The following is a 19,354-nucleotide window of genomic DNA, read 5'->3' as shown; positions in this document are numbered from 1 at the left end:
TTGTCCTTTTTGCGGTTAATCACGATGTGGCGCGTTTTTCTGTCTTTTCTGCTGATTTTCAACTGCGCGCTAAGCTCGGCTACGACGATCGTGCCGGTTGCTTCGTCGGGAGAGCGGGTCGTCAAGGTCGAGCCCCGTATTCGGGACGACAAACTGTATATCGACGCTGATGTCGAGTTCGAGTTAAGTCCCGAATTACGTACCGCTGCCGAGAAAGGGGTGCCGCTGTATTTCACGGTTGAAGTGGAGTTGGCTCAGCCTCGCTGGTATTGGTTTGATAAAAACGTTGTTAAAGAGCAACAGACCTGGCGAGTTGTTTATAACGCGCTGACCCGTCAGTGGCGTGTAGGCACCGGGGATCTGTCTTTGCCCGAATCCTCCATGAATGATGCATTGGGTATGTTGCGACATATCCGCGGCTGGGCCGTGGCCTATGTGGCTGATCTGGACCACGACCAGGAATACCAAGGTCGTTTGCGTTTGCGCCTGGATACCTCTTTGCTGGCCCGTCCGTTTCAGGTGGACGCCATCAACAGTTCTGCCTGGACTTTGGCTACTCCATGGAAAACCTTTTCCTTTTCCGTCTCCGTCGCCGAGCCCCAACCTTGATTCGTTGGGTCTTGCGCACCGCTCTGTTTGGAGCGGGTGTCAGCGCCTTGGCGCTGTTTTCTCTTCTTGTCTGGTCAACCGGCAACGCCTCGCGCTACGCGCAGCAGTATGACCTGCTGCTGGTGCTTAATGGAGTTCTGGCGGCCACACTGATTTCCTGGGTCCTGTTACTGACGATTCGCCTGTTCAGACAGATACGCAGGCGTCAGTTTGGTGCCCGCATGACGGCGCGCTTTGCGTTCTATTTCACCCTGATCGGTATTATTCCCGGCGCACTGATTTACGTCTTGTCGGTTCAGTTCATGTCGCGCTCTATTGAGTCCTGGTTCAACGTGCGGGTGGATTCAGCGCTGGAATCAGGTCTGAGTTTGGGGCGCGCGGCTCTGGACTCTCAGTTAAGTGAGCTGGAAGGTCGCGCCAACGAAATGGTGGCGGCGCTTAATAAAGCGGACAACTCGCAGTACAGCAGCTTGTTGATTTCCTTGCGCGAGAACAGTGGTGTCACGGAGGCCATGGTGTTTTCCGGGAATGGGCGTCTGATTGCTTTTTCGTCGTCACGCTATGACACCTTGCTGCCCGATATGCCGCCGACCAGTGTGATGAATCAGTTGCGTATCGCGGGCCGTTATGCGGCGGCTGAGGTGGATGATGACGCCCCTGTCCACGATAACGGCCTGGATGAAGGTGGGGTGCCAGCCGAGTCCACAGGCTTGCGACTGCGGACTGTGTTGCCACTGGCTGATCCCAATCGCTTTACAGCGACTTTGAGCGGCACGGCAGACTCGCGCTGGCTGCAGGTGATGCAGCCGGTTCCTGACAAAATAGCCCGCAATGCCAACCAGGTACAGCAGGGTTTCCGGGATTATCAGGAGCTGGCCTTGTCCCGTCAGGGGTTGCGCAAGCTCTATGGTATTACGCTGACCCTGGCTTTGATCCTGGCAGTATTTACGGCGGTGGCTGCCGCGCTGGCTTTGTCGCGCCGTTTGACGCGTCCTTTGTTGACTCTGGCTGCGGGCACGCAAGCTGTGGGGGTAGGGGATTACCGGGCCTTGCCAGAGCCACCCGCCAAGGATGAGGTTGGACAGTTGACCCGCTCTTTCAACGCCATGACCCGACAGCTAGATGAAGCGCGGCGCATGGTGGAGAAAAATCGCCTGCAGCTGGAACGCTCCAATATGTACCTGGAGTCTGTGCTCAGTAATTTGTCCAGTGGCGTACTGGCGTTTGACGAGATGTTTCGCGTCACCATGTTCAACCAGGGTGCGCAGCGTATCTTGCAGGTGGATTTGCGCTCTATAAAAGGCCGCCCGCTGGAAACACTGGAAGGAGCGCTGACTTTTGCCTCTGTAATTCGTGAGGCTTTTTCCACGCATCAGGCGATGGGCTCAGACCATCCTTATTGGCAGCAGCAATTTGAACTGGAAATGAAAGAAGGTAATGAAGCGCGTGATACTATCGTCACCGTTTTGGCCCGTGGTACCTTGCTGCGTGTGGATGGTCAGCCAACCGGTTATCTGGTGGTGTTTGACGATATTACCGACGTGATTTCCGCCAGTCGTCTGGTTGCCTGGAGCGAGGTCGCCCGACGTCTGGCTCACGAGATCAAAAACCCGCTGACGCCCATTCAGTTGTCTGCTGAACGTTTGGCCATGAAGCTGGAGTCGCAACTGGATGACGTTCATGCTGCCATGTTACTGCGCTATACCAATACCATCGTCAATCAGGTCAGTTCACTGAAAAAGATGGTGGAGGATTTCCGCGAATACGCTCGTAAGCCTGCCACTCAGATGCAAGCGTTGAATCTGAATGATCTGATCACCGAAGTGCTGACTTTATATGGTTGGGACCCGGAAGAAGGAATGGTTCGGGACGATGGTTATAGTGTGGCTATTGATGTGGAACTGGACCCTGAGTTACCGATGGTGCAAGGGGACCCCACACAGTTGCGCCAGGTTATTCATAATCTGTTGGCCAATGCTCGTGAAGCTGCCGCTCAAGATCAATCACTTGACCAGGCCCATGTATTTGTTAAAACCATGATTGCAGGTGTGGAAGGTTCCGACTCTTCTGGCACAGTTAGTTTTGTGGTGTCAGATAACGGGCCCGGGTTTGATCCCCAGATGTTGGTGCGTGTTTTTGAACCATATGTCACCACCAAGCCCACCGGCACGGGTCTGGGTCTTGCTATAGTTAAGAAAATCATCGAGGAGCACGGCGGCAGAATCGATGTTTCCAATCGTCGTGAGGGGGGGGCTCGCATTTCCATCCTCTTTACCCGGCTTGCTGGCCAGCATATTCGTCTGGACTCTGGGCGGCGAGCAAACGATAATGCGTAAAAATCACGTAGGTGACGTTTTATGGCCAGAATTCTGGTAGTTGATGACGAAATCGGCATTCGGGAACTTTTGTCGGAAATCCTTTACGACGAAGGGCACACCGTGCAATTGGCAGAAAATGCCGCCCAGGCTCGCGAGGCACGCTTGCGGGGCCGCCCCGATCTGGTCTTGCTGGATATCTGGATGCCAGACACTGACGGTGTCAGCCTGCTTAAAGAGTGGGCATCCCAAGGCTTGCTGGATATGCCTGTTGTCATGATGAGTGGCCACGCCACGGTAGATACCGCGGTAGAGGCAACTCGCATTGGCGCGGTGGACTTTCTGGAAAAGCCCATCACCATGCAACGCCTGCTCAAAACGGTCGCTTCAGGCTTGGAGCGCACGGTCGCACCCAAGGCTTTGGCAGCAGCAGCGCGTCCGCTTGTTCAAGGTGGCGATCGTCGCCCTGAAGCAGCAGCAATGGTTCCTGGCATGGCGCCCGCCATGGCCGTGGCTGAAGTCGAGCAGGATGAGTCCCAGTTAGGCAGTATTTCTTTAGATCTGCCTTTGCGTGAAGCCCGTGATGAGTTCGAGCGCATTTATTTTGAATATCATCTGCGCCGTGAAAATCACAGCATGACGCGTGTCTCGGAACGTACAGGTTTGGAGCGCACCCACTTGTATCGCAAGCTCAAGCAGTTGGGTATCGACTCCTCGCGCAAGCGTAACCAGTCTTGATACAGTAGTTACCAAATGAGTGGCCGGTAAAACCAGGCCTGCCCCGATCTGCGGGTAAATGCAGTGTTGGGGATGTGGGGATTGTGGCGGCCATTTCAGGCCGCCTGTCCGTTTAGAGAGCTGCCACGGATGCCACAGGCAGTGCCTGCAACTGAGTCACGGTATCCAAGCACGTACGGGCCGCTTCCTGGCCCTTGAGCACAAAGTGTCGATGAAAGTAATCGTGGTGCTCTTTGCCATCATGGAAGTGATGCGGAGTCAGCACAACTGAGAACACAGGTACGTTTGTGCTTAGCTGTACTTGCATCAGGCCCTGGATCACCGCGTTTGCCACAAAGTCGTGGCGGTAGATGCCACCATCAACGACCAAGCCAGCGGCCACCACGGCGGCGTACTGTCCGGACTGGGCCAGGCGTTGTGCGTGAAGCGGGATTTCAAATGCGCCACCAACTTCAAAGAAGTCAATCAGGCTGCTGTCGTGGCCCATTGCGATGACTTCGTCAATAAAACCCTGACGGGCTTGATCAACAATGTCTTTGTGCCAGCAAGCTTGAATAAAGGCGATGCGGGGAGCCAGAAGATTGGCTGGGGTATTGCTGTTCATGTTCGTTTCCTGTTTTAAGACAACAAAAACAGGGCATGCAGGAAGCAGGATAGATCAAGCCCATAGCAGGATGACTCCCGTACAGGACATTGAGGGTATCCCGTTCTCTCTTTATCCGGACTATACCGTCGGCCCCGGAATCACACCGGGTCTGCTGTCCCTGACTTAAGGTCAGGCGCTCGCGGGCTAGGCTAGTGCCATTACCGCCGGTGGGGACTTGCACCCCGCCCTGAGAACGTAGTTGGCCGGTTGACCAACTGGGAAAGTGTACCGCTAAACCGTTTTTTTGTCAGAGGCTGGCGGGGCCTGTGTGGCCAGTGGCAGCAACAGCCTTAAGGTGCAGTAGGGACCGGGCAAAAACTGAGCCTGTCCACCATGGCGCAATAGGATCTGGCGCACAATCGTCAGCCCCAGGCCAGCTCCTGTACTGACGCTGTCCTGTTTATGAAAGCGCTCGAAGGCCTGATGGCCAGCGTGTTCATCCAAGGCAGGGCCTTGATCCTTAATGTCGATGGCGCAACTACTCTCCGATGGATTATGCAGCTGTAGAGTGACCGTGCCGACGCCATGCGTCAGCGCATTATCCAGCACGTTGACAATAGCCTCGGCCAGATCGGCTTCACAGGCCAGCACGCTGTCTTGAAGGCTGTCATCCTGAAATTGAAGCTCACGCCCAGCCTGCTCAAACAGGGGCCAAAGATCCCCCATAATGCGTCGGCATAGCGGGGCCAAAGCAGTTTGGTCGACCAGCTCTGTAGCTTGTTCTTGCTTGCGTGCCAGACTCAGCCATTGGCTGACTAATCGCTGTAAATGGGCAATGTCTTCCCGCAACAGATCCCAGACTTTATCGCTATGATGCTGAGTCGTTTGCAGTCGTAGAGACATGACAGCCAGCGGCGTACGCAATTGATGCGCGGCATCAGCGACCAGTTGTTGCTCATGCCGATAGGCCTGCATCAGACGGTCCAGACTTTGATTGACCGCCTGCGCCAACGGACGGATTTCTTTGGGCAGTTCGGTGACGGGCAAGCGTAGCTCAGGCTGTGCAGGTCCCAGTGTCGTCGCCCGGTCTGCTGCTTGCCGCACGGGACGCAATGTCCAATGTATAAGCCAGGCAATCAGCAACAGGCCTAATGCGCAGACAGGCAGCCACAAGAGCAACGAGCGCCACATACGGGTTTGCAGTAGAGCACCGATTAACTCGCGCTCGCGCTGATCCCGTTTTGCGACCATCAGGATCTCGCCACTGGGCAGCGTCACAGACACCGATACCACATAACCGCTACGGTGCTTTTGCTTGAACAGGGCAAGCTCATCTTCCGGCTGAGAGGGACGCAGGCGTCGCGGACTTGCCAGGTTTGCTGAGGCCTGGAGCAATTTCCCCTGAGCACTATAGAGTGAGTAGGACATCTCGCCACCAGCATAGTAGGGCGGCAGCGTATCCAGAGAGTCCTCCGGCTGAAAATCGCGGGCAATTTCCTCGGCTTGCAGGAACAGGCTGATGCGCCGTAGCTCGTCGCGTGTGTCGAATAAAGACACTGCCAGAGCGGCAAAACCCAAGGCCAGCATCAGCAACAAGCTGATCAGCAAGCGCCTGCGCAGGCTAAAGGCGCGTTTGTTCACAGCGCGCGCAAACGGTAGCCAACACCTCGCACGGTGTCGATGCACACGAGCGCATCATGCTCACGCAATTTCCGGCGTAGTTTGGAGATCAGGGCTTCGATGGCATTCAAGCTGATATCAGTCTGGCTTTTATATAACTGTTCCAGCAAGTAATCCTTGATCAGTAGACGCGGGCTGGCTTGCATTAGCTCTTGCAGCAGCACGCTTTCCCGCCGGGGCAGCATTAATGCACGGTCATTGACCCAGGCTTGCCTGACCTCAGGCTCGAAACGCAAATTGCCGATCAGTAGTTGCTGATAGCGATGAGGCGCGGCCCGGCGCAAGATGGCGCTCAGGCGTGCTTCCAGCTCCACCAGATCAAAAGGTTTGAGTAGATAGTCGTCGGCGCCACCACGCAGCCCTTGGATGCGGTTGTGTACCGCGTCGCGGGCACTCAGGATCAGGCAGGGCAGGCGCTGGCTTCGATCTGGATGATGCAGTTGCGCCAGGATTTCCATACCGTCCATGTCGGGCAGACCCAAATCCAGAATCAAGGCATCAAAGCTGTGCTCTTGGAGCAAGGCTAGCCCAATCCGGCCTGTGGTAGCGGTGCGGATGGAGTAGCCCTGTCCTTGTAAATGGCTTGCCAGCAGGCTCAGTAAAGGCCGGTGGTCTTCAATTATCAGAATGTTTTTCATCAGACTACGGTCAGAAACCGGGCTCATGATAATAGCAAATAGAAATGAGTTTGGTTCTTATTATAAATAATGGAAGAAGCCGTGATGAAAATGAAAACGGGCCTGTGCTGGCCCTTGGCTGCCTTGTCCCTGGCGTGCATGTCTGCCTGGGCTCAGGAGCGCAATGACGTTGAGCAGTTGGGTGCTATTTCGGTGACAGCGTCGGGGTTTGCCCAGGAAGTGGTGAATGCACCAGCGTCCATCACAGTGATCAAGCGGGAAGAACTGGAAGGGAAGCGTTTCGAGTCTTTGGCGGATGCCTTGCGGCTAGTACCTGGCGTGAGCGTTGTGGGGGGCGATAAAGGGGCTATCTCGATCCGGGGCATGGAGTCCGAGCATGTGCTGGTCTTGATTGATGGCCGTCGTCAGGATATGCGCCAAGTCACCATGAAGGGCGGGGTGTCGGAAGCGCTGGATATGAACTGGATTCCTCCACTGGAAGCTATTGAGCGTATCGAGGTGGTGCGTGGCCCTATGTCTACCCTGTACGGTTCGGAAGCCTTGGGCGGGGTGATCAATATTGTGACGCGTAAGGTGGCCGACAAGTGGCACGGTTCTGTGACGGGTGGCTATACCTTGCAGGACAGTGGCTCGGCGGGCAACAGCGGTTCTGCTGATTTGTATTTGTCTGGTCCTATCGTGCCCGGTCGCCTGGGTCTGCAGTTCTGGGGTTATCACAAGCAGCGCCAGGAAGATCATGTATTGAATGGCTTTGCACGAGCCAAGCGACAAAATGGCACTGTACGTTTGTGGGCTACGCCCAACGACAATCACGAATTCATGTTTGAGGCGGGCCGCACGACCCAGCACTTTTGGACCAATCCGGGTAAATCGCTGGCAGAGACAGCCAAGGCCAATGAAAACGGGTACGTGCGCGATACCTACACACTGGCGCATACCGGGCGTTGGGAGAAATTTGATACGGAGCTAAGTGTTAATCGCGAGCAGGCCTATCGTGACGGCCCGACTCAAACAGCCCGCCCCGACATTCGCAATACCGTTATTGATGGAAAGGTGACTCTCCCCTTGGCTGATCACATGCTGGTCGGTGGTTTCCAGTGGCGCAAGAGCGAGCTGAAGGCCGATGGCTATTACGCTAATCCGAATGGTGCGGGCGTCAATACGTCTGTGCGCGAGTACTCTTTGTTTCTGGAAGATGAGTGGAGTCTGGTGCCGTCCTTCGCCTTGACGGCGGGTGTGCGCATGGACGATAACGAGTTCTACGGTCGGCACTGGACTCCGCGCCTGTACGGTGTCTGGAGTGCTACGGACGATTGGACCTTGAAGGGCGGAATTGCCAAGGGCTTTAAGTCGCCCACCATCATGCAGAGCAACCCGCAGATCGGTCTGCCCCAACGTGGCGGTGCCTACACCTGGGGTAATCCGGATCTGGAACCTGAGGTCAGTACCAACGTCGAGTTAGGTTTGTACTTTGATGATGGCGGCCCATTGAGCGGGAGTGCGACCTTGTTCCACACCCGCTACAAAAACAAGATTGCCAATACGGGTTCGCGTCAGCTGTACTACCCTGACGGCCGGCCTGTGCCACCGGACCCGTACACCAACAGCATGTACAGCACCTATTTCAATATTACGGAAGCGCGTGTGCAGGGCTTGGAGTTGGGCTTGGTTTACCGCTTCAACGAACAGTGGAAGTTGCGTGGCAGCTATACCTTTACAGACTCCAAAGTCCGTAATGGCAGCGCCACGATTCTGGGTTTTGGCTATCCGCAGTCTGAAGGCCAGCCTTTGGTTGCCACGCCGCGCAATATGGGTAGTGTGACGGTGGACTGGACGCCGAATGAAGCGGTTTCAGCTTTCTCGACCTTGAGTGTGCGTGGTCGTGAAACCAATATTTCCTGGGGGCAGGGAGGTGCAATCAGCGAAAGCATGGGCACGATTGCCACCGTTGACCTGGGTGCCAGCTGGCGTGCCAGAAAAGACCTGAGCTTGAGCGCAGCCGTCTATAACCTGACAGATAGGCGTCGGGATTCAGGCACAAACGGTGCTTACTCCTACGCAGAAGATGGTCGACGCTTCTGGTTGCAGGCGGAGTACCGTTTCTAAGCAGGTGTTTTTATTCCTGGGGTTTGGGGCGGCGGCTGATGGTAGAGATAGGCACGCTGACCTCGCCCAGGGTACTGCGACGGCTACGGGCGCGCCAAGCGTGTCCGTAGGCAATCTCCAGGCTTAGATGCAAGGTGCCATCCATATGGCGCTGCTTTTCCAAGGCATTCAACAAGCGTTGACGCCAGGGCAGGGTGCTCAGGCTGGCTTTGCGCTGGGGGTGCGGGTTGCCGCCTAAAAGACGCAGATCGTCCAGCAGCTTTTCAGCGCTGCGATAGGTCAGGGTGACGACCTCTTGGTCCATGACAGGATCAGAGAAACCGTTTTCCAGCAGCAGGTCACCAAAGTCGTGCATATCCACAAACTGCAAGGTTTGCGTACCTAGGTCCGCCTGTTCCATGGCGCTGCGTAGTTCGGCCAAAGAGCCTGGGCCCAGGCAGGAGAACATGACTAGCGTTTCCGGCTTGAGTACGCGGTTCCATTCAGCCAGAACCCGATGGGGTTCCGGGTGCCAGTGCAGGGCCATATTCGACCAGACCAATTCCTGGCTTTCAGCCGGCAAGCCAGTCTCTGCCATATCAGCATGAATCCAGCTGGCAGCCGGTGTGGGCTGATTGCGCAGTTTTTGCCACAGGCTGGGTTTGGCCTGGTAGCGCTCCCGGGCGACTTCCAGCAGTTTTTCACTGCGATCCAGACCGGTGTAGTGCATATCCGGATAGCGAGATCGTAGCGGCTCCAAGGCGTGGCTGGCACCGCAGCCAGCATCCAGAATATGGGTAGGCTGCAAACGAACCAGGGCTAGCCGGGACAACATCCGCTGGGCCACTTCACCATAAAGAAACTGAGCGTGATCCAAGGGAGCGCGGCGATTGAACTGCTGCTCGACGTGGGCGGAGTTGATGGGCAAAGAAGGTAACTGGGACATAGTTGCGCGGACGTTGCTGGCGTAGATCCGTAGCGTGTGCTGTGATCGAACCAGCCTGACTCTGTGAGGTAATGATCTATTATGGCGCATCCCCTGTTCCGGCGCGAGTCGCCCAAGCGTCTTGTAGGGATTCCTCTCCTGGCGCGCCCCTGTGTCTTGTGTGGTCTGCGTTCACTAACGGGCGCGCTGTGCGCCTTGTGCCGGTACGCGTTGGACACTCCGGCTAAGGGCTTGCGCTGTTCGCGCTGTGCGTTGGCTTTACCACCGCTGGCCTTACTGGCTTGCCCGGACTGTGGTGCGGGCCAGCTAAGCGTGCAAGCGACAGTCACAGGATTTGATTATGAACATCCTGGTGATATGTTGATCCATGCGTTTAAAATTTCCCGTCGGCTCGAAATGGCGGCGGTGTTGGCCGAGCTGATGGTTCAGCAATGGCGCCGTCATGGGCCGCCGCTGGATCAGAATGCGTGGGTGATACCTGTACCTTCTCAAGGTAGCGCATTGCATCGTCGAGGTTTTAATCCGGCCGCTGTGCTGGCAAAGCGGGTGGCCCGTTCCTTAGGCTTGTCGGCCCGCTTGCATGTGGTGGCCTCGCGTCCGCGTCAGGAGCAGGCACAGAAGTCCTTGGGTCGTCAGGCACGCAGGCAGGCAATGCGTGGGGCCTTTTCCGTGCTGGAGCCGCTGGGTGGGCGCGATGTGCTGTTGGTCGATGATGTTTTGACCACCGGCGCTACGCTGGACGCGCTGGCGCGGGGCTGTCAGAGAGCGGGAGCGCATTCTGTCTATGCCTTGGTCGCTGCGCGGGCTCCTTGGAAATTGAAGGTTTTTTAGCCCTGTATACTTCGCCGCTTATGCGCGGCTTCTTTCGCATCTTCTTCTGCACTTAGTAGGTTTTTCATGTTTCATATCGTCCTGGTTTCGCCTGAGATCCCTCCCAATACGGGTAACGTCATCCGACTGGCGGCCAATACGGGCTGTGTATTGCATCTGGTGCGGCCTCTGGGCTTTGAACTGGAAGATAGCAAGCTGCGCCGTGCCGGGTTGGACTATCACGAGTGGGCGCAGGTAAAGGTACACGACAGTCTGGAGGAAGCTTTGCAGGCGACTGGTGCCGCGCCCGAGCGCGCTTTTGCCCTGACTACGCGCGGTAGCCATTTGCTGGCTGAACAGAGCTTTCAGCCTGGTGACGTGTTTGTGTTTGGCCGTGAAACGGCAGGTCTGTCCGCCGAGCAACTGGCGCTGTTTCCCACTGGGCAACGGATTCGTTTGCCTATGATGGCTGGCCAACGTAGTTTGAACTTGTCCAACGCGGTGTCGATTTGTGTGTTTGATGCCTGGCGACAAGCTGGATACGAGGGTGGCGTCTAGTCGCTAAGGGCGATGAGCTTCTACGTAAACCAGACCGTGGGTTGTTACCCAGCGTTTAGGTAGATGACGTATCGATCAGAATCAAAAAAGCCCTCTGTGCTGAACGGCACAGGGGGCTTTTTCTGGCCTGTCTGAACTTGTGCTGTTTATTCCAGCGACAGATTCAAGCGTTCAATCACTTCATCCCAACGGGCTTTGTCGGCAATGATCTTGTTGGTCAGCGCTTGTGGCGTAGAGGGTTCGGACGAGAAGTAGAAAGCGTTGAGCTTGGCCTTGATATCGTCGCGCTGCAAGATGGTGGTGATTTCATCGTTCAGGCGTTTGACCACATCGTCCGAGGTGTTGTTGGGCACAAAGAATGCATCCCAGGAAATAGCCTCGAAGTTTTCCAGTCCGGCTTGCGTCATTGTAGGCAGACCGGGGAGCAATTCGCTGGGCTGCAAAGAGGTCACGGCCAAAGCTTTGACCTTGCCTGCTTCAACCTGGGGCATGGCAATGCCCGGCACCATAAAGGCCGCATCAATGTCGCCACCAATAATGGCGGTCAGGATTTGCGGAAAGCCCGAGTAAGGAATCTGTTCCAGTTTGATATCGACAGCATGTTCCAGCAGGGCCATCGCCAGATGGGCCGAACTACCTGGGCCTACCGACCCGTAATTCAATTCGCCGGGGCGAGATTTCGCCAGGGCAATGAACTCTTGCACGGTGTTGGCGGGCGAGCTGGCTGGGACGACCAGTACGTTGGGGCTGGTGCCAATCATGGAGATAGCCTGCAAGTCCTTTAACGGCTCGTAGCCCAGTGACGTCTTATACAGGGTCGGGGCCGTCACCATAGGCCCATTGATAGTCAGCAGCAGGGTGTAGCCGTCGGGTTTTGCATGCGCAACAAAGCGAGTGCCAATATTGCCACCTGCGCCAGGACGGTTATCAACGATAACGGTTTGGCCCAGGGCTTGGGACAGGGGCTCGGAAATCGCACGGGCCAGGGCATCGGGCGAAGAGCCCGCAGGAAAGGGCACCACCATTTGAATCGGACGCTCTGGCCAGCTGGATTGGGCTTGGGCCGAGTGGGCCAGCAAACCAGTGCAGGCCAGCCCCATCAAGGAGCGGATCAGGAGAGCGCGAGAGCGAGCAAGCAATGACATTGTTTTGATTTTGAGTAGTAAGACGATTGACGGCAGGCTTGGCAGTGTGGGGTACAGGCCAGGCACAACAGACGGAAGGTGTTAGTGGCCTTCTTGTTTAGCCTCGCGGGTTAACAAGGCATGGACGGCTTCGCGCGGTGCCAGCTGTTCAAACAGAATCTGGCAGACTGCAGCGGTAATAGGTAATTCAATTTGGTGTGCACGGCCCATTTCCAGTACGGAACGGGCACAGCGCACGCCTTCGGCAGTAATGCCGGTGGCCAGAATGCTGTCCAGGCTTTCGCCGGCACCCAGGGCCAAGCCTACTTGGCGGTTGCGGGACAGTTCGCCCGTGGCTGTCAGGACCAGATCGCCCAGGCCAGCCAGGCCGGAGAAGGTTTCAGCCTGACCGCCTAAGGCGACACCCAGGCGCTGCATTTCAGCCAGGCCTCGGGTGATCAGGGCGGCGCGGGCGTTGTGGCCCAGACCCAGCGCATCGGCAATGCCACAGGCAATGGCCATAATGTTCTTGACTGCGCCGCCTACTTCCACGCCGATCATATCAGTGCTGGTGTAGAGGCGGGCTTGTTTGCCATGCAAAGCCTCCAGGGCAATGCTGGCCATCTCAGCAGGTTCGCACGCCAGTGTCAGCGCAACAGGCAGGCCTTTGGCGACTTCCAGGGCGAACGAGGGGCCAGAGAGCACGGCACGGCCTAACCAGGGATGGTCGGGCAGACTTTCACGCACAATCTGGTGGGGCAATAAACCGCTTTCCTGATGAAAACCTTTACAGGTCCACACCAGCAGGACGGGATGACGACGCGTGGCGGGCAAATGCTGCGCCAGATCCAGGCAGGTTTGCGCCAGGCCACGGGCAGGCACGCCAAGTATCAGCAGGGCGGGGCCAGTGTCGTCAGCCAGAGCGAAATCCATCACGTGCTTGAGGTTGTCGCTGGCCTGTAGCGATTCAGGCAGCAAGACATCGGGCAGGTAGGTAGGGTTGCGATGATCCTGCCCGATGGCCTGTGCCGTCAATGCCTTGCGCGCCCACACCATCGTGGGAGCCTGGGTGCTGGCCAGGGCGGCCAGTGCCGTCCCCCAGCTTCCAGCGCCCAGTACTGCAACACGAGTTGGGGTGTGCGCGCTTGACATCATTAGGCCTGCAAAGGCTGGCCGTCAGCGGGTGCAGCGCCTTGCTGCGCCATGCGCTGCTCGTACAAGGACTGGAAGTTCACTTCCGTCAGGTGCAGGGCAGGCAGGGAGGTGCGGTTGATGGCATCGGCCACGGCAGCGCGCAAGTAGGGGTACAGCATGGTGGGGCACACAATGCCCAGCAAAGGCTCCAACTGCTCGTCAGGAATGTTGGCAGCTTCAAAAATACCGGCCTGGGTGGCTTCCACCAAGTACATGACCTTGTCGCCAATGCGAGTAGTCACGGTGGCGGTGACGGTGCTTTCGTAAACCGTGTCAGCCAGGCGTTGGCCGCCTACATTGATGGACACTTCCACGGATGGGGCTTCTTGCTCCAGAAAAATCTGGGGAGCGTTAGGCATTTCGATGGACAGGTCTTTGATGTAGGTGCGCTGCAGGCTGAAGCTGGGTTGTTGAGCTTCTTGTTCAGCGGCTGGAGTGTTCTGATCGGCCATGGGTGATCCTGTGGGATAAAAAAATTGTTAGAAAAAAAATCAGGCAGCAAGCAGCGGTAGCAAGCCACCTTCGCGGTCCAGTGCGGCCAGATCATCGTAGCCACCTACATGGGTGTCGCCAATGTAGATTTGGGGAACGGTACGTCGGCCAGTGCGCTCCATCATGAGTGCGCGCTGTTCGGGTTCGCGATCAATCATGATTTTATTGATTTCGGTAACACCGCGTTGCTTGAGCAGCATTTCAGCGCGCACACAATAAGGGCACACCATTGTGGAGTACATCGTGACTTTTGCCATGAGAGCCTCGTAGAAGGGGTCGCTTACGATTTTTTGACGGGCAGGCTGGATTGCATCCAACCTTGGATGCCACCTTGCAGTGTGAAGGCTTGCTCAATGCCATGCTTGCGCAGAACGGCCACACTGCGCGGGGCGCTGCGGCCAGTGTCGCATACCAAAATGACAGGCTTGTCTTTAGGCAAGGTGCTGGCTTTGGCGTCAAGGTCCGCAGCAGGAATGTTGCGCGATTGTGGAATCGCTCCAGCCTTGAATTGATCAGCGCTACGCAGATCAATCAAAATGGCGTCTTTCTGGTTTACCATCTGTACCGCTTCAGAGCTTGAAACTGCGCGTCCGGCACGGCCTTTGAAAAAGCTGGGTATTAACAGCATAATGCCGGCAAGCGCCGCAATTGCTAAAATTAGAAGGTTATTCTGACTTAAGATGAAGTCCACGTTAAATCCTGTTGATTACCAAGAAAAGCAAGAAAAAAGGGCAAGATCACACGATTATAGAGTGGCGCCAATTTTTCAACCTCGAGGCTGTTTTTACCATGTATAAACTTGTACTGATGCGGCACGGCGAAAGCCAGTGGAACCTGGAAAACCGGTTTACTGGCTGGACTGATGTCGATCTTACCGAAACCGGGCGTCAACAGGCAAAGCAGGCCGGTGACTTGCTGAAAGAAAACGGTTTTGAGTTCGACCTGGCTTTCGCTTCGGTCCTCAAGCGCGCTATCCGTACCTTGTGGATCGCCTTGGATTCGATGGACGCCATGCACACCCCCGTGGGTTTGAGCTGGCGCCTGAACGAACGCCATTATGGTGCTTTACAGGGCTTAAATAAAGCTGAAACCGCACAAAAGTACGGTGAGGACCAAGTCCTGGTCTGGCGTCGTGCCTACGCGATCGCTCCCGATGCCGTGCCTGTGGACGATCCACGTAACCCCCGCTTTGATGCCCGCTATGCGCGCGTTCCTGACGATCAACTGCCCCGTACTGAGTGTTTGCAAGACACCGTGGCGCGTGTGGTTCCTTTCTGGGACGAGTCCATTGCACCGGCTATCCGCGCCGGTCGTCGCGTGCTGGTGACGGCTCATGGCAACAGCCTGCGCGCCTTGATCAAGCATCTGGACGGTATTTCGGACGAGGATATTGTTCATTTGAATATCCCTACCGGTCAGCCTCTGGTCTACGAACTGGACGAGAACCTGCGTCCTATCCGTCATTACTACCTGGGCGACCAGGCAGCGATTGAAGCGCAGATGCAAGCCGTCGCCAATCAGGGCAAGGCGCAGTAAATAATGTGGCGCTATAGCCTTTGCCTGTTGCTGGCAGCCTGGACTGTTCCGGTCCTGGCTGCTGATCCTGACCTGGCCGCTCGCCAGGCCCAGGCGCAAAAACAGCAGGCAGAGCTGCGCCAGAAAATTGATTCGCTGCGTAAAACGATCGATACCAGTGAAGGTTCGCGTCGTGATGCGGCCAATGCCTTGCGCGAGTCCGAGCAGGCGATCTCCGATATAGACCGCACTCTGGCCCAGATCGAGCAGCGACAAGAGCAGCTGCATCAGCAACTGGGCACGCTGGGCAAGCAGATCAGCGAGCAACAAGTCATTAAAGAGCAGCGTCAGCAGGAGCTGTCAGAGCAATTGCGTGCGCAATATGCCAATGGTGTCTCGCCTTGGTCGGCCTTGCTGTCGGGAGATGACCCCAACGTCATCAATCGTGAATTGCATTATCTGGGGTATGTCTCGCGTCAGCAGACCGAGCAAGTCCATAAAGTACGTCGCACCGTAGAGCGTCTGGATCGTTTGCAGACCCAGGTCGCTGCGCGGGAAAAAGAACAAGCGCAGCTGGCGACTGACGCTGCTGCGCAGAAAGTGGCCTTGGAAGAACAAAAAGAAAAGCGTGCCAAGGTGGTTGCTGATATCAGCACGGAGCTGGACCGTCAGCGCGGGCAGGCGGCCAATCTGCAAAGCAATGACAAACGGCTGGGAGACTTGATCTCTGGCCTGGAAACAGAAATTGCCCGACAGGCGGAATTGGCCCGTCGAGCCGAGGAGCAACGTCGGCGCGAAGCCGCACGTCGCGCTGAAGAAGCGCGTAAGGCCGAGCTGGCCCGTCAACAGGAGTTGCAACGCAAGGCCAAGCAAGAGCAGGTGGCCCGAGACCAGGCGCGTCTGGAGCGCGAGCGTGAATTGCTGGAGCGCGCACGCGCCACTCAACCGCCTTTGCCACCGGCCTTGCCACGTAGCACCCCCGAAAAAGCGGAACCCGAACAGCCGATTCCACGGCCGCCGTTGACCTACACACCGCCAGCCTCGAACGAGCGGCTGCTGTCTGACAGCCTGGAGGCGTCGTCAGAGCCTAGCGAACCCATCAGCAAACCAATCGCACCCAAGGTAGGTGAAGTCGAGCGTGTCGAAGAGCCTATTGAGCAAGCCGCGGTGCCTGCTTTGGAACCAGAAGGTGGGTTTCCGGGTCTGAAGCGTGGATTGCCGTACCCCGTACGGGGCGAAGTGCAAGGTAAGTTCGGTGCCGAGCGTCCGGATGGTGGCATTTGGCGCGGTATTGTTCTGCGTGCACAAGCGGGGGCGACTGTCCGCGCTGTGGCCCCTGGCCGGGTTGTGTTTGCCAGCTGGATGACTGGTTTTGGCAATTTGCTGATTATTGATCATGGTCGCGATTACTTAAGTGTTTATGCCTATAACCAGAGCACGCTTAAGCAAGTTGGAGATATTGTGGGGCGCGGCGACGCAGTTGCGCGGGTAGGCGCCACAGGCGGACAAGTTGAACCCGGTCTGTATTTTGAGTTGCGCCATCAGGGCAAGCCAATTAATCCACAGGTTTGGCTGGGTTCCTGAACCCGTGTCCCCCCGGCGCAGGACAACGCGTTTACTTTTGCTCGCATTTGTAGCGCCGGGTAGCGACTCCAGGGCAGTTCACGCTGGTCGGCGCTTTACGCTACTCTTATAATGCATGGTCGGGCCAGCTCCAGGAGGTGGCCCCGTCTTGAATCTGAACATAATGGGAATGTGCATGAGCACTCGAAGGATTGGCAGCATAGGTCTAGTGGCAGCAGGTGCTGTGGGCGGTATTTTGATCAGCCTGGGCATTACTGCGGTCGCTCAACGTGGCGAGCCATTGCCTTTGCGCGAACTGCAGCAGTTCGCCAATGTGTTCGCGGCTATCAAGAACACCTATGTGGAGCCCTTGACGGATCAGGCGCTGGTCAACAATGCGATCAAAGGTCTGTTTACCGACCTGGACCCGCATTCGGCCTACCTGGACGCCGACGCTTTCAAAGAAATGGAAGCCATGACTCAAGGTGGTTTTGGCGGCTTGGGTATTGAAATTGGTAGTGAAGACGGGATGCCTAAAGTCATCTCGCCTATCGAAGATACGCCTGCCGCGCGTGCCGGGATTCTGGCGGGCGACATCATTACGCACATCAATGGCAAACCCACCAAAGATTTGAGCCTGAATGATGCCGTCAAGCAAATGCGTGGCGAGCCAAAAACTTCGATCAAGCTGACCATCCGCCGTGCAGGCCGCGATAAGCCGCTGGAGTTCACCTTGGTGCGTGATGTCATCAAAGTGCGCAGCGTGCGCTCCAAGATGCTGGCTGACAATGTAGCTTACGTGCGCATTGCCCAGTTCCAGGAACGCACGGCCGCGGATGTGGTCAAGCAATTGTCTGAAGTGCACAAGGGCCCAGGCGCGCCGAAAGGCTTGGTAATCGACCTGCGTAATGACCCCGGTGGTTTGCTGGAAAGCGCCATTGGTGTGTCTTCTGCCTTCCTGGATTCCGGTGCCCTGGTGGTATCGACCAAAGGCCGTATTCCTTCGTCTAACCGCGAGTACTACGTTAAATCCATGCAGTCCGTTTTGGGCGAGTTGGATACGGACGCCGATGTCCTGAAGAAACTGGATTGGCTCAAGACCGTGCCTATCGTGGTGCTGGTGAACGTGGGCTCGGCTTCGGCGTCGGAAATTGTGGCCGGTGCCTTGCAAGATCACAAGCGCGCCACCATTATCGGTAACCGCACCTTTGGTAAGGGCTCGGTTCAAAGCGTGGTTCCTTTGTCCGAAGATTCGGGCCTGAAGTTGACGACAGCGCTGTACTACACGCCTAGCGGGACTTCTATCCAGGTGACGGGCGTACAGCCGGATGTGGTGGTGGACGATACGGCACAAGGCAATCTGTTCCGCTTGCCGCGCGAAGTCGACTTGAAGCGCCACTTGGTTAACAGCAAGGTTGATGAAAGCACCGAAGAAGAAGAGCAGCCGGACCTGGGCATGAGTCCAGACTTCAAGATGTTTGAATTCGGTGGCGACGACGACTTCCAGTTGCAGCAAGCACTGAATCATTTGGCTGGCCGTACGGTCATCAAGAATGATCCAGCTAAAGTGGCGGCCGCTAAGGAAGCTGCAGCCAAGCGCGAAAAGGACGTAGAGTCCGAGTCGCCGGAAAAAAAAAGTCCCTTGAATCAGCAACCCAGCGTTGAGCGGTTCCGAATTACCCCCAAGGGTCTCGAACCGGTAAAACCTTAAAGATGGGTTCTTGACGTGGAAGATCAGCAATTACTGCGCTACGCGCGGCATATTCTGCTCGATGAGTTCGGAGTAGAAGCGCAGGAGCGGATTCTGGCCTCCCGCATTCTGGTGGTAGGCGCCGGGGGACTGGGTTCCCCCGTGGTGGCTTACCTGGCTGCCTCGGGTGTAGGCTCCATCATTCTGGTGGATGATGACCAAGTGGAACTGAGCAATCTGCAACGTCAGATTGCTCACACCACCGATCGCCTGGGCTGGGACAAGGTGGAATCCGCCAAGCTGCATATCGAGCAGCTCAATCCCGAAGTGAAGGTGACGCCTGTCGTTCAACGTCTGGACGAGCAGAGTTTGATGCATTGGGTCCAGCAAGTGGATCTGGTTCTGGATTGCTGCGACAACTTCGCGACCCGGCATGCGATTAACCGTGCTTGCGTTGCGCTGCGTAAACCTTTGGTTTCGGGGGCGGCTATCCGTTTTTCCGGCCAAGTCAGCACCTACGATCTACGCCAGCCAGACGCACCTTGCTATCACTGCCTGTTCCCGGAAGCGGACGATGTCGAGGAGTTGCGCTGTGCCACCACAGGCGTTCTGTCGCCTTTGCTAGGTATGGTGGGGAGCGTGCAGGCGGTAGAGGCCTTGAAGCTGTTAGGCGGCTTCGGAGAGCCTCTGGTGGGCCGTTTGTTAAGCGTGGATGCCTTCAATATGAATTGGCATACCGTGCGTTTCCGCAAAGACCCGGCTTGCCCGGTATGCAGCGCAGAGTCAGCAGGCCACGCTAAACACGCCTGAT

The 19,354-nt window shown here is 56.6% G+C and carries 19 protein-coding genes and 1 riboswitch; of the genes, 10 read left to right on the top strand and 9 right to left on the bottom strand.

The features are described 5' to 3' along the window. Nucleotides 1–24: 24 nt before the first annotated feature. The 3 genes from IE156_RS11030 to IE156_RS11020 are packed head-to-tail and all read left to right on the top strand — an operon-like array spanning nt 25 to nt 3,662. Nucleotides 25–609: a DUF4390 domain-containing protein gene (locus IE156_RS11030; protein WP_189392582.1), complete on the top strand. Its 585-nt coding sequence runs from the start codon at nt 25–27 to the stop codon at nt 607–609. Further along, the gene (locus IE156_RS11025; RefSeq protein ID WP_189392924.1) at nt 609–2,945 is read left to right on the top strand and encodes a sensor histidine kinase; all 2,337 of its coding nucleotides are present in this window, start codon (nt 609–611) and stop codon (nt 2,943–2,945) included. Before IE156_RS11030 ends, IE156_RS11025 begins: the two co-directional genes overlap by 1 nt. A 21-nt stretch (nt 2,946–2,966) precedes the next feature. After that, nucleotides 2,967–3,662 (top strand): response regulator, encoded by a 696-nt coding sequence (locus IE156_RS11020; RefSeq protein WP_189392581.1) that lies wholly within the window; start codon nt 2,967–2,969, stop codon nt 3,660–3,662. Between the two features lie 112 nt (nt 3,663–3,774). On the opposite strand, the gene IE156_RS11015 is transcribed toward IE156_RS11020, so the two are convergent. From IE156_RS11015 to IE156_RS11005, 3 genes are all read right to left on the bottom strand, one after another. Then, nucleotides 3,775–4,266, bottom strand: a complete 492-nt coding sequence (locus IE156_RS11015) for a 6,7-dimethyl-8-ribityllumazine synthase (protein ID WP_189392580.1) — start codon at nt 4,264–4,266, stop codon at nt 3,775–3,777. 98 nt (nt 4,267–4,364) lie between these two features. After that, nucleotides 4,365–4,507, bottom strand: a riboswitch (FMN riboswitch). A 32-nt stretch (nt 4,508–4,539) separates the two neighbouring features. Beyond that, nucleotides 4,540–5,889, bottom strand: coding sequence for a HAMP domain-containing sensor histidine kinase (locus IE156_RS11010; RefSeq protein ID WP_189392579.1), 1,350 nt, complete (start codon nt 5,887–5,889; stop codon nt 4,540–4,542). Then, nucleotides 5,886–6,593, bottom strand: a complete 708-nt coding sequence (locus tag IE156_RS11005) for a response regulator transcription factor (protein ID WP_229841234.1) — start codon at nt 6,591–6,593, stop codon at nt 5,886–5,888. The genes IE156_RS11010 and IE156_RS11005 overlap by 4 nt, the downstream gene beginning before the upstream one ends. A 57-nt stretch (nt 6,594–6,650) precedes the next feature. Between IE156_RS11005 and IE156_RS11000 the strand changes: the two genes are divergently transcribed. Continuing rightward, the gene (locus tag IE156_RS11000) at nt 6,651–8,672 is read left to right on the top strand and encodes a TonB-dependent receptor domain-containing protein (protein WP_189392922.1); all 2,022 of its coding nucleotides are present in this window, start codon (nt 6,651–6,653) and stop codon (nt 8,670–8,672) included. 10 nt (nt 8,673–8,682) lie between these two features. Here IE156_RS11000 and IE156_RS10995 read toward each other — a convergent pair whose 3' ends face one another. Beyond that, complete coding sequence (locus tag IE156_RS10995; RefSeq protein ID WP_189392578.1) at nt 8,683–9,597, bottom strand: methyltransferase domain-containing protein; 915 nt, start codon at nt 9,595–9,597, stop codon at nt 8,683–8,685. 81 nt (nt 9,598–9,678) lie between these two features. Here IE156_RS10995 and IE156_RS10990 point away from each other — a divergent pair, with 81 nt between their 5' ends. Both IE156_RS10990 and IE156_RS10985 read left to right on the top strand, forming a co-directional pair. Next, nucleotides 9,679–10,428: a ComF family protein gene (locus tag IE156_RS10990; protein ID WP_189392577.1), complete on the top strand. Its 750-nt coding sequence runs from the start codon at nt 9,679–9,681 to the stop codon at nt 10,426–10,428. A 66-nt stretch (nt 10,429–10,494) separates the two neighbouring features. Continuing rightward, complete coding sequence (locus IE156_RS10985; RefSeq protein WP_189392576.1) at nt 10,495–10,965, top strand: tRNA (cytidine(34)-2'-O)-methyltransferase; 471 nt, start codon at nt 10,495–10,497, stop codon at nt 10,963–10,965. Between the two features lie 146 nt (nt 10,966–11,111). Here the strand turns inward: IE156_RS10985 and IE156_RS10980 are convergent, their stop codons facing one another. The 5 genes from IE156_RS10980 to IE156_RS10960 form a co-directional block, all read right to left on the bottom strand. Then, the gene (locus IE156_RS10980) at nt 11,112–12,110 is read right to left on the bottom strand and encodes a Bug family tripartite tricarboxylate transporter substrate binding protein (protein ID WP_189392575.1); all 999 of its coding nucleotides are present in this window, start codon (nt 12,108–12,110) and stop codon (nt 11,112–11,114) included. Between the two features lie 81 nt (nt 12,111–12,191). Beyond that, nucleotides 12,192–13,241: an NAD(P)H-dependent glycerol-3-phosphate dehydrogenase gene (locus tag IE156_RS10975; protein WP_189392921.1), complete on the bottom strand. Its 1,050-nt coding sequence runs from the start codon at nt 13,239–13,241 to the stop codon at nt 12,192–12,194. Nucleotides 13,242–13,243: 2 nt separating this feature from the next. Next, entirely contained in the window at nt 13,244–13,735 is a 492-nt protein-coding gene (secB, locus tag IE156_RS10970; protein ID WP_189392574.1) for a protein-export chaperone SecB, read from the bottom strand. Between the two features lie 39 nt (nt 13,736–13,774). Further along, complete coding sequence (gene grxC / locus IE156_RS10965) at nt 13,775–14,032, bottom strand: glutaredoxin 3 (protein WP_009458616.1); 258 nt, start codon at nt 14,030–14,032, stop codon at nt 13,775–13,777. A gap of 23 nt (nt 14,033–14,055) precedes the next feature. Then, nucleotides 14,056–14,403 (bottom strand): rhodanese-like domain-containing protein, encoded by a 348-nt coding sequence (locus tag IE156_RS10960; protein ID WP_268248109.1) that lies wholly within the window; start codon nt 14,401–14,403, stop codon nt 14,056–14,058. 161 nt (nt 14,404–14,564) lie between these two features. Here IE156_RS10960 and gpmA point away from each other — a divergent pair, with 161 nt between their 5' ends. The 4 genes from gpmA (at nt 14,565) to IE156_RS10940 (ending at nt 19,353) form a co-directional block, all read left to right on the top strand. Beyond that, the gene (gene gpmA / locus IE156_RS10955; RefSeq protein WP_189392572.1) at nt 14,565–15,311 is read left to right on the top strand and encodes a 2,3-diphosphoglycerate-dependent phosphoglycerate mutase; all 747 of its coding nucleotides are present in this window, start codon (nt 14,565–14,567) and stop codon (nt 15,309–15,311) included. Nucleotides 15,312–15,314: 3 nt separating this feature from the next. Beyond that, complete coding sequence (locus IE156_RS10950) at nt 15,315–16,874, top strand: murein hydrolase activator EnvC family protein (protein WP_189392571.1); 1,560 nt, start codon at nt 15,315–15,317, stop codon at nt 16,872–16,874. Nucleotides 16,875–17,049: 175 nt separating this feature from the next. Beyond that, nucleotides 17,050–18,564 carry a S41 family peptidase gene (locus IE156_RS10945; protein ID WP_189392570.1) on the top strand — a complete coding sequence of 505 codons (1,515 nt, stop codon included), beginning with the start codon at nt 17,050–17,052 and terminating at the stop codon, nt 18,562–18,564. 15 nt (nt 18,565–18,579) lie between these two features. Beyond that, nucleotides 18,580–19,353 carry a HesA/MoeB/ThiF family protein gene (locus IE156_RS10940; RefSeq protein ID WP_189392569.1) on the top strand — a complete coding sequence of 258 codons (774 nt, stop codon included), beginning with the start codon at nt 18,580–18,582 and terminating at the stop codon, nt 19,351–19,353. The last annotated feature ends 1 nt before the right edge of the window (nt 19,354 follow it).

The sequence above is a fragment of the Alcaligenes pakistanensis genome (assembly GCF_014652815.1).
Lineage (GTDB): Bacteria > Pseudomonadota > Gammaproteobacteria > Burkholderiales > Burkholderiaceae_B > Alcaligenes > Alcaligenes pakistanensis.
This window is presented reverse-complemented; position numbering and strand designations above follow the sequence as displayed.

Bases quoted from the DNA above. Each gene is read 5' to 3' on its own strand.
- IE156_RS11030 (WP_189392582.1), top strand. From the start codon at position 25: ATGTGGCGCGTTTTTCTGTCTTTTCTGCTGATTTTCAACTGCGCGCTA.
- IE156_RS11020 (WP_189392581.1), top strand. From the start codon at position 2,967: ATGGCCAGAATTCTGGTAGTTGATGACGAAATCGGCATTCGGGAACTT.
- IE156_RS11015 (WP_189392580.1), bottom strand. From the start codon at position 4,266: ATGAACAGCAATACCCCAGCCAATCTTCTGGCTCCCCGCATCGCCTTT.
- IE156_RS11005 (WP_229841234.1), bottom strand. From the start codon at position 6,593: ATGAGCCCGGTTTCTGACCGTAGTCTGATGAAAAACATTCTGATAATT.
- IE156_RS11000 (WP_189392922.1), top strand. From the start codon at position 6,651: ATGAAAATGAAAACGGGCCTGTGCTGGCCCTTGGCTGCCTTGTCCCTG.
- IE156_RS10995 (WP_189392578.1), bottom strand. From the start codon at position 9,597: ATGTCCCAGTTACCTTCTTTGCCCATCAACTCCGCCCACGTCGAGCAG.
- IE156_RS10990 (WP_189392577.1), top strand. From the start codon at position 9,679: ATGGCGCATCCCCTGTTCCGGCGCGAGTCGCCCAAGCGTCTTGTAGGG.
- IE156_RS10985 (WP_189392576.1), top strand. From the start codon at position 10,495: ATGTTTCATATCGTCCTGGTTTCGCCTGAGATCCCTCCCAATACGGGT.
- IE156_RS10980 (WP_189392575.1), bottom strand. From the start codon at position 12,110: ATGTCATTGCTTGCTCGCTCTCGCGCTCTCCTGATCCGCTCCTTGATG.
- IE156_RS10975 (WP_189392921.1), bottom strand. From the start codon at position 13,241: ATGTCAAGCGCGCACACCCCAACTCGTGTTGCAGTACTGGGCGCTGGA.
- secB (WP_189392574.1), bottom strand. From the start codon at position 13,735: ATGGCCGATCAGAACACTCCAGCCGCTGAACAAGAAGCTCAACAACCC.
- grxC (WP_009458616.1), bottom strand. From the start codon at position 14,032: ATGGCAAAAGTCACGATGTACTCCACAATGGTGTGCCCTTATTGTGTG.
- IE156_RS10960 (WP_268248109.1), bottom strand. From the start codon at position 14,403: ATGCTGTTAATACCCAGCTTTTTCAAAGGCCGTGCCGGACGCGCAGTT.
- gpmA (WP_189392572.1), top strand. From the start codon at position 14,565: ATGTATAAACTTGTACTGATGCGGCACGGCGAAAGCCAGTGGAACCTG.
- IE156_RS10950 (WP_189392571.1), top strand. From the start codon at position 15,315: ATGTGGCGCTATAGCCTTTGCCTGTTGCTGGCAGCCTGGACTGTTCCG.
- IE156_RS10945 (WP_189392570.1), top strand. From the start codon at position 17,050: ATGAGCACTCGAAGGATTGGCAGCATAGGTCTAGTGGCAGCAGGTGCT.